Origin of the sequence: Clostridium thermobutyricum, from assembly GCF_000371465.1 — a bacterium.
GTDB lineage: Bacteria > Bacillota > Clostridia > Clostridiales > Clostridiaceae > Clostridium > Clostridium thermobutyricum.
In genome coordinates this window covers 1997422-2010385 of sequence record NZ_KB850956.1, presented here as the reverse complement: position 1 = coordinate 2010385, position 12964 = coordinate 1997422, and the positions used below count along the sequence as shown (strand labels likewise).

Annotated in this window: 14 protein-coding genes; 11 read left to right on the top strand and 3 right to left on the bottom strand. The window is 27.0% G+C overall.

Features of this window, described 5'->3' with window-relative positions:
- Positions 1-125 precede the first annotated feature (125 nt).
- The 4 genes from HMPREF1092_RS09400 to HMPREF1092_RS09385 all read left to right on the top strand — a co-directional run bounded on the left by HMPREF1092_RS09400 (position 126) and on the right by HMPREF1092_RS09385 (position 3269).
- Positions 126-488, top strand: coding sequence for a hypothetical protein (locus tag HMPREF1092_RS09400; RefSeq protein ID WP_002598428.1), 363 nt, complete (start codon positions 126-128; stop codon positions 486-488).
- 232 nt (positions 489-720) lie between these two features.
- Positions 721-1893, top strand: a complete 1173-nt coding sequence (locus tag HMPREF1092_RS09395) for a cation:proton antiporter (RefSeq protein WP_002598427.1) — start codon at positions 721-723, stop codon at positions 1891-1893.
- A gap of 122 nt (positions 1894-2015) precedes the next feature.
- Positions 2016-2432, top strand: coding sequence for a bacteriohemerythrin (locus tag HMPREF1092_RS09390; protein WP_002598426.1), 417 nt, complete (start codon positions 2016-2018; stop codon positions 2430-2432).
- A gap of 114 nt (positions 2433-2546) precedes the next feature.
- Entirely contained in the window at positions 2547-3269 is a 723-nt protein-coding gene (locus HMPREF1092_RS09385) for a Bax inhibitor-1/YccA family protein (RefSeq protein WP_002598425.1), read from the top strand.
- Between the two features lie 43 nt (positions 3270-3312).
- On the opposite strand, the gene yjeM is transcribed toward HMPREF1092_RS09385, so the two are convergent.
- From yjeM to HMPREF1092_RS09370, 3 genes are all read right to left on the bottom strand, one after another.
- On the bottom strand, positions 3313-4815 hold the full coding sequence (gene yjeM, locus HMPREF1092_RS09380) for a glutamate/gamma-aminobutyrate family transporter YjeM (protein WP_002598424.1): 1503 nt from the start codon (positions 4813-4815) through the stop codon (positions 3313-3315).
- Positions 4816-5072: 257 nt separating this feature from the next.
- A complete protein-coding gene (locus tag HMPREF1092_RS09375) occupies positions 5073-6047 on the bottom strand; it encodes a P1 family peptidase (RefSeq protein WP_002598423.1) in 975 nt (324 codons plus the stop codon).
- Positions 6048-6127: 80 nt separating this feature from the next.
- Positions 6128-6718: an ECF transporter S component gene (locus tag HMPREF1092_RS09370; protein WP_002598422.1), complete on the bottom strand. Its 591-nt coding sequence runs from the start codon at positions 6716-6718 to the stop codon at positions 6128-6130.
- A gap of 260 nt (positions 6719-6978) precedes the next feature.
- On the opposite strand from HMPREF1092_RS09370, the gene HMPREF1092_RS09365 reads away from it, so the two are divergent.
- The 7 genes from HMPREF1092_RS09365 to hisG all read left to right on the top strand — a co-directional run bounded on the left by HMPREF1092_RS09365 (position 6979) and on the right by hisG (position 12958).
- Positions 6979-7533: an NUDIX hydrolase gene (locus HMPREF1092_RS09365; protein WP_002598421.1), complete on the top strand. Its 555-nt coding sequence runs from the start codon at positions 6979-6981 to the stop codon at positions 7531-7533.
- A 141-nt stretch (positions 7534-7674) separates the two neighbouring features.
- Positions 7675-9135, top strand: a complete 1461-nt coding sequence (thrC, locus tag HMPREF1092_RS09360) for a threonine synthase (RefSeq protein ID WP_002598420.1) — start codon at positions 7675-7677, stop codon at positions 9133-9135.
- Positions 9135-10028, top strand: coding sequence for a homoserine kinase (gene thrB / locus HMPREF1092_RS09355; RefSeq protein WP_002598419.1), 894 nt, complete (start codon positions 9135-9137; stop codon positions 10026-10028). Before thrC ends, thrB begins: the two co-directional genes overlap by 1 nt.
- Positions 10028-10465: an ACT domain-containing protein gene (locus HMPREF1092_RS09350; protein WP_040414129.1), complete on the top strand. Its 438-nt coding sequence runs from the start codon at positions 10028-10030 to the stop codon at positions 10463-10465. The genes thrB and HMPREF1092_RS09350 overlap by 1 nt, the downstream gene beginning before the upstream one ends.
- 88 nt (positions 10466-10553) lie before the next feature.
- A complete protein-coding gene (locus HMPREF1092_RS09345) occupies positions 10554-11051 on the top strand; it encodes a GNAT family N-acetyltransferase (RefSeq protein ID WP_002598417.1) in 498 nt (165 codons plus the stop codon).
- Positions 11052-11196: 145 nt separating this feature from the next.
- A complete protein-coding gene (hisZ, locus tag HMPREF1092_RS09340) occupies positions 11197-12327 on the top strand; it encodes an ATP phosphoribosyltransferase regulatory subunit (protein WP_002598416.1) in 1131 nt (376 codons plus the stop codon).
- A 4-nt stretch (positions 12328-12331) separates the two neighbouring features.
- Positions 12332-12958: an ATP phosphoribosyltransferase gene (gene hisG, locus HMPREF1092_RS09335; protein WP_002598415.1), complete on the top strand. Its 627-nt coding sequence runs from the start codon at positions 12332-12334 to the stop codon at positions 12956-12958.
- Positions 12959-12964 lie beyond the last annotated feature (6 nt).

The window sequence follows — 12964 nt, the reverse complement described above, 5'->3', positions numbered from 1 at the left end:
ATAATTAAAGATTAACCTATAAAAAGCTTGTATATAAAATATATAAAAATATAAAAATATTATTAGAGGGGATTGTCTTAAAATAAAAAAAGACAATCCTTTTTAGTATATGGAGGTGTTTTTTTATGAATTATTTATTAGTTTTACCAGATTATAGAGCTATGGGATTTTCAGAGCTTAAAGATGCTGATAGAGTATTACACATATATTTTGAAGATAGGATAGATATAAAAAGTGAGCAAAATATTTATAGTCAATATGATATGTATGAAGAAAAATCAAGAGATGATATTTCTTATGTAATTGGAGCTGAAGAAGGCTGGGGAAAAATATATGACATAGATGATTTAATAGAAAATATTCAAGAATCTGATATGTTCCAAGATGAAAAAGAAGATATAATAAGAGAATTATTAAAGAATAATATAAATTTTGATATAAGTAAATATGAAATAGAAAATATTTTAGTTAATACAAAAACTTATTAAATTTTATAATGAATATATAGTTAATAAAACATAAATAAAGAATTAATAAAATTTGTAAAATGGATTATATAAGAGAATATTAAAGATAAAAAGAATATACATTGATTATATTTTGATTAAGAGTAAATAAGCCTTAAAAAGCCTATAAAAGGTTGATTCTGTAGTAAAAGTAATTTGAATAAAAAAGTAAAAGATTCTATAATTATCCTTGTACTAAAAAGGGGGGATTGGGATGTTATCATATAAATTTTTATTTGATATTGCATTGATTTTATTAAGTACAAAAGTGTTTGGGATAGCAACTAAAAAAATTAAAATGCCACAAGTTGTAGGAGCACTTTTAGCTGGAATAGTTTTAGGACCAGCATGTTTAAATGTTTTACATGAGACGGACTTTATAGGTCAAATGTCAGAACTGGGAGTAATTATACTTATGTTCACAGCTGGACTAGAAACAGATATAACTGAGCTTAAGAAAACTGGAAAAGCCTCAGCTTTAATAGCTGTTTTAGGAGTGGCTCTTCCACTTATAGTAGGTTTTTTAGTAGCAACAGTATTTAATACTGAAACTATTCCAGGAAGTCAAGTTAGTCATGTTTTACAAAATGTATTTATAGGGGTAATATTAACCGCAACATCTGTAAGTATTACAGTTGAAACTCTTAAAGAGATGGGAAAATTAAGCACGAAAGCAGGTAACACAATTTTAGGAGCAGCACTTATTGATGATATTTTAGGTGTTATAGCTTTAACAGTAGTAACTGGTTTGGCAGATTCAACAGTCAATGTATGGATAGTACTATTAAAAATAATCTTATTCTTTATATTTGCAGGAATTAGTGGATATTTATTTTATTATATTTTTATCAAAATGGAAAATAGATACCATAAAGATATGAGAAGATTTGTGATAGTAGCATTCGTATTTTGTCTTCTTCTTTCATATTGTGCAGAAGAGTTTTTTGGAGTAGCAGATATTACTGGAGCATTTATTGCAGGATTAATAATTTCTAATACAGAAAGAACAAAATATATTAATTCTAGATTTGAAACTCTTTCATATATACTTTTATCTCCTATATTTTTTGCTAGCATAGGGATAAAAGTGGAAATTGGAAATATGACAAATGATTTGATAATATTTACTTTAATTTTATTAATTGTAGCTATAATCACAAAGATTGTTGGATGTGCGATAGGTGCTAAATTTTTTAATTACTCTACAAAGGAATCAATACAAGTTGGAATAGGTATGATTTCAAGAGGTGAGGTTGCTTTGATTGTGGCTAATAAAGGAATTGCAATTGGATTAATGAATACTAGTTTCTTAGCACCAGTTGTAATAGTAGTTGTTGTAACTACAATATTAACACCTATATTATTAAAAGTAGCTTTTAAAAATTAATAATATATAAGAGATTAAACAGAGTTTTAATCTCTTTTTTTATATATACATAATGTAGACATTTATAAAGAAAATAAGTTAAACTTATAAAGTGGGAAATATTGAGAAAAGAGGTTTGAGAGATGAATAATGAGTTGGATAAGTATATGTTGGGGCAAGAATTGATAGATGAGGATCATAAAGAATTATTTAAATTAGTATATAAATCTTATAATATAATACTAGATAAATTTTCTTTAGATAAATATGATAAAATTGTTGATGTAATAGAAGAATTAAGAGACTATACAATATACCATTTTAATAGAGAAGAAGAATTAATGTTAGAAATGAAATATAATAAATTTTTTTCGCATAAAGTACAACATATAGAATTTATAAAGAAATTAGAAGATATAAATTTAAATGATATAGATAAAGATCAAGAAAATTATATAAAAGGACTTTTAGATTTTGTATTAGATTGGATACAAAATCATATTTTATATATGGATAGTCAATTTGTTGATTTTTATAATAATAAAATTAAAAAATCATAAAAATTATATTATTCTTAAATGATAGGGAGATATTTGAAATAAAAAATATCATATGATAGTATAAAATTATACTTATGAGATAAAGATATAGATAAGTATGAGAGGAGTATGAATATGAAGATAGGTAGAAGAACAAATCCTGCTTTGGCAAAAGGATTTTCAGAAATCGTAAGTGATGGAACAACTATGACTGTTGGTGGTACTGTAACTAAAATAGTTATATTTTTAGCAGTTTTAGCAGTATGCTTTGCATATAGTTGGCTTAACATTCCATATAGTTCTGGAGTTATGATTGGAGTTTCATTAGTAACATTTATAGTTGCTCTTATAACAACTTTTTCTCCAAAGATTTGTCAATTTACAGGGATAATATATGCCGGACTTGAAGGGTTATTTTTAGGTAGTTTATCAAAACTTTTTGATAGAATGTTTCCAGGAATAGTTCTTCCAGCAGTATTATTAACTTTTGTATGTGTGTTAGTAACTTTAGCTATTTATGGTAAAAATCCAAGCATAGCTGATAGAACAAGAAAAGGAGTAATGATTGGATTAATTACAATTTGTATAACTTCACTTATAGGAGTTGTATTAAGCTTCTTTGGTGTAATATTACCAATATATCAAAATGGGCCAATAGGAATAATTTTTAGCTTAGCTGTTGTTATTTTAGCAACACTTTGTCTTATGCAAGATTATGACTATATATTAAGAGCTGCAAGAAGTGGGGCACCTAAATATATGGAATGGTATGGTGCATTTAGCTTAATGGTAACATTAATATGGTTATATGTTGAGATTTTAAATTTGTTAGCGCAAATATCAAATAGCAGAGATTAAAAAAAGTGGATTCAATTTGAATCCACTTTTTTATTTTATAATTTTACTTTTTACCAGTTATTTTTTCATATCTATGATAAATTAATAATGCTATTATCATAAATACAATAGGACCTGCAATTTGGAAGATAGTAGATGTATAATCTCTACTTTCAAGTATAGGTTTTATTATTGTAAATACATTTGCAAAAGTAACAGTTATCATAACTATAACAACAGCTATATTAGCACCCTTTTTAGATTTATAAATAACAAAAGGCTTTTCTATGCTATCATTTTTCTTAAACCAAATAAATGCAAGTGCTATAAAAGCATAAGGAATAGTCATAGCAACATTACTCATTAATATTAAATAATTTAAGAAAGTAGTTGCACTCTTACCACCAAGAGAAGTAAGAATAATAACTATTATAACAATTATACATTGAATCCACATAGCATTTTTAGGCATTCCATTTTTATCATCAAGTTTAATTAATTTTTTTGGCCATAATTCTTTTGGTGTTCCTTCAATAAGTTGCTTGATTGGAGAATATGTAAGTGTAAAGAATGCTCCAATTAAAGCTAAGAACATGGAAAGTCCTATAAATCTAGAGAACCAAAGACCAATATTTACTGATACATCTGGGCTTAAGTGTAATGCTTCTCCTATAGTATAACCTAAGTTACCCATAACTATATAACCTGCATTAGCCATATTAACAGTAGATTTGCTTAAAGTTCCTGCCCAGTTTGTAAAGAAACCAACACAAAGTATACCAAGTGAATATCCAACTGCTATTATTATAGCACCTATTTTTATTCCACGTGGGAATGTTTTTTCAGGATTTTCAGTTTGGTCAACAAGACCACCAATTGATTCTAATCCTCCATAAGCAAACACTGCAAAAACCATAAATCCAAGAAGACCTATTGGTGATTGATATGATGGGTTTGGAGATGAGAAAAATGAACTAGCAGTAATAGGTTCAGCAACTTTGAATCCATTAGCAACTAAAACTATAAAAGCTCCAACTAAAAGTATTATGTTAGCTAATGCAACAAAAGTTCCTCCAATTGATGTTATTTTCTTTATACTATCTAATCCTTTTGACGCTGCAAAAGTAATAATAAGCATTAAAATAATACCAAGACATGCTAAAGTCTGTGAAGAAGATAATCCAAATAATGACCATCTTGAAGTTGTGTCTTGCCCGAAGAAAACATTTGATAGAGGTACCCAAATTGAAGATGATGTTGAAACCATCCAAATAAGATAAGAAGTATACCACATAAATGTAACTATAAATGCATATTTAGGGCCTACAGATTTATCCATCCAAGAATAAATACCACCACGTTCTTTTCTAAAAGCAGCACCATATTCTGATAACATAAATGAATATGGTATAAAAAATGTTAATGCTGAAATTATGTAAAATGGTATCGCAGAATACCCCATAAGTAGAAAGGCTCTAGCAATATTAGTAAATCCAAAAACTGATGTGAATATCATTAATATAAGTGATAATAGAGTCAGTTTATTTTTATGATTTGAGTGTGACATAAGACGCCTCCTTTTTAATTATGATTTTTTTATTGTAACATATTAACATAAAGAAAATATGAATAAAAAAAGAAAAATTAATTAAAAATACACAAATGTTACCTATAAAAATATATATAATATATTTTTATATACAGACATAAAGTATTAAGTCATTAAAAAAACTTCACATTAGATTAAAATAAGGTGAAGTTTTTTAATAAATTATAATATTTTTACTATAAGTTAAACAGTATTTTTTATTTATAAAATTTTTCCTATAAATTCAATTCTTTAAATGAAATAACATTATTTAAAGTATCAGCATTTTTGATAGCATTTAAAACTGCTTTTTCCATAACATTTGCAGCTAACATTCCAACAGTAGATACATCAGCATCTATATAATTAGTTGCCATAGTAAAAATAGTGTCTCCATCAAACATTGTATGAGCAGGTTTCATAGTTCTAGCGAATCCATTATGAGCCATTGATGAAATTTTTTTAGCTTGTGCTTTATTGAAATTAGCATTTGTAACTATTATTCCTATTGTAGTATTACCTTTAAAAGGATTCTTAGGATTTTCAGTTGAAGATAAAAGAATATTTTCACTATTTAAAAATTTTTTTGTTTCTTTATTATATGCACCTGCTATTATATTCATATTATCCATTGGATCAACAACATCACCTAAACAATTAACTGCTACAATAGCTCCAACTTGAAGACCATTTTCTAATTCTACTGCAAAAGTTCCAAGTCCGCCTTTCATAGCAAATTCAGGGCCAGTAATTTTACCAACAGTGGCACCATATCCAGCTCCAATATTTCCATTTATATTTTGAGTATAGTTTTCAGAATTTATGCAAGCTTCATAGCCTAATTTTTTATCAGGTCTTATTTTAGGACTACCAAAAGCTAAGTCAAAAAGTACAGCAGAACATACAATAGGAACTTTAGCTACTTGAACATCAAATCCAATATTTCTTTCTTCTAAATATTCCATAGCTCCAGTAGAAGCTTCTAATCCAAATGCACTCCCTCCAGAAAGCATAACAGCATGAACTTTTTCTACAAGTTCAGATGGATCTAAAAGATCAGTTTCTCTAGTTCCTGGAGCTCCTCCACGAACATCTACTCCTCCTGTTGCGCCTTTTTCACAGATAACAACTGAACAACCTGTAGAACCTTCTTTATTTTCAGCATGTCCAAGTCTTATACCTTTAATATCAACAAATTTTATTTCTCTCATAATAAATACCTCCTAAATAACAGATAAGGGATGTACTAAACTTAAATTAGTTTTGTACAACCCTTTATATAAATTTAAATTTATCTTTTCTTTTTTATTTTATTCATTGTTAAAACAACTGGTAATGTAATAAGTGCGCAAACTATTGCTTCTGGAATCCCATTAGTAACACCAACTAAAGCTATTGCTCCTTTGGCAGCATTTACTGAAATTCCGAATGTATGAGCATACTTATCTAAATAGATCAAATAAGTTAATCCTAATACTCCAACAGTATTAACAAGTGAACCAACAACTGCAGATATTACAATTGGTATTCCATCTTTTTTAAATTTATTTTTTAGAGCTTTATAAACTAGATATGCTATAACTCCAATAAGTACTCTAGGTACAATTGCTATTATTGGATTATAAAACATAAAAGATGTTAATACTGGTGCTGAAATAGCTTGATAAATTGAAAATATACCAAATACTAATCCTACTAATGCACCAACCATAGGTCCTTCAATGAGTGCACCTATAATAACAGGAACTCCCATTATAGTAGCCTTAACTGGTGGAATTGGAATAAATCCAAGCCCTGTAAGACCCATAAAAATTGTGATACCAGATAGCATACCAACTACAACTAATTGACGTACACTAAGGTGGCTTCTGCTTCTTTCCATTTTAAAAATCCCCCGTTCTTATTCCATAATGGATATAATTCGGCAAAAAACAATATTATTTTGTAATTTGCGTTCAGTTTCATTAATTTGAATACCGACAGAGTTATTTTACAATAGAGTTTATATGATTACAAGAGAAAGATTGTGAAAATTTTATCTAATTTATGCACAGCATAAAATAAATATTATATAATAAAAAAAGAATGATTAATCTAAAAAATAAACTTTAAAATTTTATTTAGTCAAGGAAGTGTTTAGTTATGAAATTACTAAAAATAGAAAAACAAACAAATAACAAATATCTGAACTTATATAAATTAACTTTAAGAAATAAAAAAGATAATATAAAAGAATATTTTATGGCTAGTAGAAGAGAAAAAGAAGAATTAGCATGTGTAACTAAAAATCATGAAAAAGCAGATGGAGTAATGATAATTCCTATAACAAAAGAAGGAGAAATAGTTTTAATAAAACAATATAGAGCACCTATTGATGATTATTTATATGAATTTCCTGCAGGAATGGTAGATCCAGGAGAAGATTTTATAGAAGCTGGAAAAAGAGAATTATTTGAAGAAACAGGATTAAATTGTGTAAGCTATGATGTATTAGTTAAACCAAGTTATACTTCTGTAGGAATGACAGATGAGACTACAGCTGTAATAAAAATGATAGTTGAAGGAGAAATTAGTAATTCAAACTTAGAAGAAAACGAAGAGATAGAAGTAATTAAAATTAAATTAGAAGATGCAAAGGAATTTGCAAAAAATAATAATGTTTCTATAAAAGGAGCAATAATTTTAAATTTGATTTAGAAATATAGGTTTATTAATAATATGGAAAACAAAACCCCCATAATTGTATCCTGATAAAGGACATTTGTATTTAAAAAATATGAGTGATAATATGAGAATAGAAAAAGGGAAATTCTAAAATTTTATTTGGGGGTGTAATATATGAATTTTAGAAGCACGAGAGGAAAGGAAAAAGGGGTAAAAAGTGTTGAGGCAATTGTTAGAGGAATTGCTAAAGATGGGGGACTTTTTGTACCAGATAGTTTTCCAAGAGTATATGAGGAAATAATAAATAAAAAAGGGGCAAGTTATGAAGATATAGCTTATTTAGTAATAAGTAAGTTTTTTACTGACATAAAAATAAGAGAGCTAAAAGGGGCTATAAAGGATGCATATACAGATAGATTTAAAGTAGAAGTAGTAGAAAACTTTTTAGAGCTATATCATGGGCCAACATGTGCTTTTAAAGATGCAGCTCTTTTATTTTTACCTCAAATAATGAAAAGAGCTAAAAATATTATAGGAGCAAATGAAGAAATAGTTATTTTAACTGCAACTTCTGGAGATACAGGAAAAGCTGCATTAGAAGGCTTTAAAGATGTAGAAGGCTTTAAAGTAGTAGTTTATTATCCAAAGGATGGAGTAAGTGAAATTCAGAGAAAGCAAATGATTACTCAAGAAGGGGATAATGTGCATGTAATTGCTATTGAAGGTAATTTTGATAATGCACAAACAGGAGTTAAAAATATATTTGGTGATGAAGAGTTAAAAAAAGAGTTATTAGAAAAAGGATTTAGATTATCTTCAGCTAATTCTATAAATATAGGAAGACTTATACCTCAGATAGTATATTATTTTTATGGTTATATTAAGTTAATTGAAAATGGAAAAGTAAAAGAGGGAGATAAGATAAATGTAGTTGTGCCAACTGGAAATTTTGGAAACATACTTGCAGCATATTATGGAAAGAAAATGGGATTGCCAATAGATAAACTTATCTGTGCATCTAATGAAAATAAAGTTCTTACAGATTTTTTTAATACAGGAATTTATGATAAAAGAAGAGAACTTATTTTAACTGAATCACCATCAATGGACATATTACTTTCATCAAATCTTGAAAGATTATTATATGAAATAAGTAATAGAGATAGTGAAGAAATAAATAAGCTTATGGATAGTTTAAATACAAATGGTGTATATGAAATATCAGAATCAATGAAAGAGAATTTATCGGATTTTTATGGAGATTTTGCTACAACAGGAGAAGTATATAAAGCAATAAATGAGGTTTATGTTAAAAAAAATTATTTAATTGATACTCATACAGGAGTAGCTTATGTTGTTCATAAGAAGTATGTAGAGAAAACTGGAGATAATAAAGAAGTCTTAATAGCTTCAACAGCAAGTCCTTTTAAATTCCCAAGAAGTATATGTAATTCATTAGGATTTGAAGTTGATTTTATGGATGATTTTAAAGTTTTAAATACACTTTTTGAGGAAAGTAAAAATGAAATTCCAGAAAGTTTAAGTAATTTAGAGAAGAAGAAAGTAATTCATACCAAAACTTCTAAAATAGAAGATATGAAAAAGTCTTTAAAAGAATATTTAGGAGTAGAGTAATGATTAAGGTTAGAGTCCCAGCAACTTCAGCTAATATGGGACCAGGATTTGATTGTTTAGGAGTTGCTTTAAATTTATATAATGAGTATGGATTTGAAGAGATAGAAGATGGATTGGTATTTGAAGGCTTTCCAAAAGAATTTTCTAATAAAGATAATATAATTTATAAATCAATGCTGAAAGTATTTGAAGTATGTAAGTATAAAACTAAAGGAATTAAAATAAAATTATTAAAAAATGATATTCCCATAGCAAGAGGGCTTGGTAGTAGTTCAAGTTGTATCGTAGCAGGATTGGTAGGTGCTAATAATTTATTAGAAAATAAATTAAGTGAGAATGATTTATTAAATTTAGCAGTAGAAATAGAGGGACATTCTGATAATGTTGCACCAGCTTTACTTGGAGGAATAGTAATAGCTGTAATAGAAAATGGAAAAATTATATATGAAAAGATAGAAAATAAAAACAACTTATCATTTATTTCAATAATTCCAGATTTTAAGTTAGAAACAGAAAAAGCGAGAAGTGTACTTCCTAAAAATTTAACATATGAAGATTCTGTTTATAATATTGGAAGAGCTGCTCTTCTTGCAATTGGCTTAAATAATGGTAATAATGAAATTCTAAGAACTGCATGTAAAGATAAATTACATGAACCATATAGAAATAGTCTTATAAAAGGAATTGATTTAATTAAGAAAGAAGCTTATAATAATGGGGCGCTAGCCTCCTATTTAAGTGGTGCAGGTCCAACTATAATGGTTATAGTTGAAAGATTAGGCTGTTTTACTAAATCTATGGAAGCATTTTTAAAAACTATGAAGTTTTCTTATAAAATATTAGAACTTTCTGTGGATATAAAGGGGGCAATTGTAATAGAAGGTGATAAATGATGGAGGGAAAATATTTAGTAATTGATAAGAAGGTTTTACCAGATGTTTATGAAAAAGTATTAGAGGTAAAAAAGCTTCTAAAGGATGGCAAAGTTAAAGAAATCACTGAAGCAACTAAAATTATAGGTGTAAGTAGAAGTGTTTATTATAAATATAAAGATTATGTTTTTGATTTTGCAGAAAGTGCACAAGGTAGAAAAATGACTTTTAATATGATGGTTAAGCATAGAAAAGGTGTATTATCACAGGTGTTAAATTACATTTCTGATAAAGGCGGAAACATATTAACTATAGATCAAGGATTACCTATAAATGAAGTTGCTAATTTAACTTTAACTATAGATATGTCTATGTTAGAGTTAGATTTAACAGATCTTTTAGATGAATTATCTAAAATGGAAAATGTAGAACGAGTTGATTTTATAGCCATGGAGTAAAAAAAACTATCTTTTGAAATGTAAAAGGCTTTTGCCTTTTGCATTTTATAGATAGTTTTTTAATATATATAAAAGGGGGAGAATTTGTATGTACATACAAACGAATATTGATAATTTAAGACTAAAGAAGGCAAAAATTGAAGACACAGGTTTAATTTTAGAGTTAATAAAAGAAATAGCTACTTATGAAAAAATGATAGACCAAGTTGTAGCTACAGAAGAAAGTTTAAAGGAATCAATATTTAATAAGAAAGAGGCAGAAGTACTTCTTGTAGAATTGAATAAAGAAGTAATAGGATATGTTTTATATTTCTTTAATTATTCAACTTTTATAGGAAGAGGGGGATTTTATCTAGAAGATATTTATATAAAAGAACAATATAGAAAAAATGGATATGGAAAAGCTATATTTAAAGTTTTAGGAAAGATAGCTTATGAAAATGGATGTGAAAGAATGGAATGGGCTTGTTTAAATTGGAATAAGCCTTCAATTGAATTTTATAAAAGTCTTGGAGCAGTTGGAATGGATGAATGGACTGTTTATAGATTAACAAGAGATAAAATAAAAGCTTTAGCAGAGAACTAAAATTTTTTCGAGAGATTTCTAATTTTGAAATCTCTCTTTTTTAAAAGTAAATATTTACAGTAAAAGTATTTTTAACAAAAATATAGAAGATAAATATAATATTAACACATCAATAATTTAACGTGTTAAAGTGAGGAGTGAATAAATGTTAAGTAGAAAAGTTATTCCTGAAGGAACTAAGGATTTGGTTTTTGAAGAGAGTAGAAAAAGAGAATGGGCAATAAAAAAATTAGAAAAAATTTATGAAAGCTTTGGATATGAAAGTATAGTTACTCCTACTATTGAATATTATAAAACATTTTTCAATAGTAAAGATGGTATAAAAGAAGAAGAGGCATATAAATTTTTTGATAATAACGGAAGAATATTAGTATTAAGACCAGATATGACAATACCAATAGCTAGAGTAGTAGGGACAAAAATGAGAGAAGTAAAAATGCCAATAAGACTTAGATATTGCTCAAATGTATTTAATGTAAATAAAAGTTTTGGTGGAAAAAGAAATGAATATACAGACTGTGGAGTTGAGTTTATAGGAGATTCTAGTTTAGGGTCAGATTTAGAAATTTTAGTTTTAGCATTGGAAGGGTTAAAAGAACTTGGATTAGATAAATTTAAGTTAGAAATAGGAAATATAAAATTTTTTAATTCTGCTTTTAATGAAATGGTATTAAAAGAAGAGAATAGAGAAATTCTTGCAAATTTAATAGAAACAAAAAGCTTAATAGAGTTAAAAGTTTTTTTAAGTTCATTAAATATAGAAAAAAAGTATAAAGACTTTTTTAGTAAGCTTCCATGGTTATTTGGAAATAAAGAAGTTTTAGATAATGGATTAAAATTAGCTTTTAATGAGGAAGTAAAAGAAAGTTTGAAATATATGAAAAAATTATATTCTATATTAGAAAAGTTAGGATATGGAGAATATATAACTTTTGATTTAGGAATGGTTCCAAGAGTTAATTATTATACAGGAATAATATTTAAAGGATATTTAAATGGAATTGGAGATACTGTCTTAAATGGAGGAAGATATGACAGTCTTATAGGAGCTTATGGAAGAAATTTAGATGCAATAGGATTTTCAGTAAATATTGATTTACTGACAGAAGGAATAAAAGAGTTAGATAAGAATTTAAAATTTATTATATCCTATGGAGAAAATACTATTTTAAGAGCAATGAATGAAGGAAATCTTTTAAGAAAAAGAGGCGTGAATATAGAATATAAATTTATTTCAGATAAAAAAGATTATTTCAAAGTAGAAAGAGGTGAATAAATATATGACTATAAGTATAGCACTAACTAAAGGAAGATTAGAAAATGAAACTATAAAAATATTAGAAAGAGTAGGTTATGGAATAGATGAACTAAAGGATAAAGGAAGAAAGCTTGTTTTTAAGGATACAAAAAAAGATTTGAAATATTTTCTTGTTAAAGCAGCAGACTCAATAACATATGTTGAACATGGAGTTGCAGATATTGGTGTAGTAGGAAAAGATACTTTATTAGAAAGTGATAAAGGGTATTTTGAAGTTTTAGATTTAAATTTAGGAAAGTGCAAATTTATAGTTGCATCTCTTCCAGAAGTAAATTTATTTGAAAAAATTGGACATGTAAAGATAGGAACTAAATATCCAAAAGTAGCAAAAGAATATTTTAAAAAAAGAGGTATGGATGTTGAGATAATAAAAATAGAAGGGTCAGTTGAGCTTGCACCAATATTAGGACTTTGTGATGGGATAGTAGATATTATGGAAACAGGGACTACATTAAAAGAAAATGGACTTATAGTGCTTGATGATATTTGTAATATAAGTGCAAGAGTTATAGTAAATAAAGCTAGTTTCAAAATGAAAGGAAAAGAGATACGAGAATTTTTATCTAATATAAAAAAAGGTATAAGTTGAGGAGGG

Bases quoted from the DNA above. Each gene is read 5' to 3' on its own strand.
- HMPREF1092_RS09385 (WP_002598425.1), top strand. From the start codon at position 2,547: ATGAAGATAGGTAGAAGAACAAATCCTGCTTTGGCAAAAGGATTTTCA.
- HMPREF1092_RS09375 (WP_002598423.1), bottom strand. From the start codon at position 6,047: ATGAGAGAAATAAAATTTGTTGATATTAAAGGTATAAGACTTGGACAT.
- hisZ (WP_002598416.1), top strand. From the start codon at position 11,197: ATGTTAAGTAGAAAAGTTATTCCTGAAGGAACTAAGGATTTGGTTTTT.
- HMPREF1092_RS09345 (WP_002598417.1), top strand. From the start codon at position 10,554: ATGTACATACAAACGAATATTGATAATTTAAGACTAAAGAAGGCAAAA.
- yjeM (WP_002598424.1), bottom strand. From the start codon at position 4,815: ATGTCACACTCAAATCATAAAAATAAACTGACTCTATTATCACTTATA.
- HMPREF1092_RS09395 (WP_002598427.1), top strand. From the start codon at position 721: ATGTTATCATATAAATTTTTATTTGATATTGCATTGATTTTATTAAGT.
- HMPREF1092_RS09390 (WP_002598426.1), top strand. From the start codon at position 2,016: ATGAATAATGAGTTGGATAAGTATATGTTGGGGCAAGAATTGATAGAT.
- HMPREF1092_RS09365 (WP_002598421.1), top strand. From the start codon at position 6,979: ATGAAATTACTAAAAATAGAAAAACAAACAAATAACAAATATCTGAAC.
- hisG (WP_002598415.1), top strand. From the start codon at position 12,332: ATGACTATAAGTATAGCACTAACTAAAGGAAGATTAGAAAATGAAACT.
- thrC (WP_002598420.1), top strand. From the start codon at position 7,675: ATGAATTTTAGAAGCACGAGAGGAAAGGAAAAAGGGGTAAAAAGTGTT.
- HMPREF1092_RS09350 (WP_040414129.1), top strand. From the start codon at position 10,028: ATGGAGGGAAAATATTTAGTAATTGATAAGAAGGTTTTACCAGATGTT.
- thrB (WP_002598419.1), top strand. From the start codon at position 9,135: ATGATTAAGGTTAGAGTCCCAGCAACTTCAGCTAATATGGGACCAGGA.
- HMPREF1092_RS09400 (WP_002598428.1), top strand. From the start codon at position 126: ATGAATTATTTATTAGTTTTACCAGATTATAGAGCTATGGGATTTTCA.
- HMPREF1092_RS09370 (WP_002598422.1), bottom strand. From the start codon at position 6,718: ATGGAAAGAAGCAGAAGCCACCTTAGTGTACGTCAATTAGTTGTAGTT.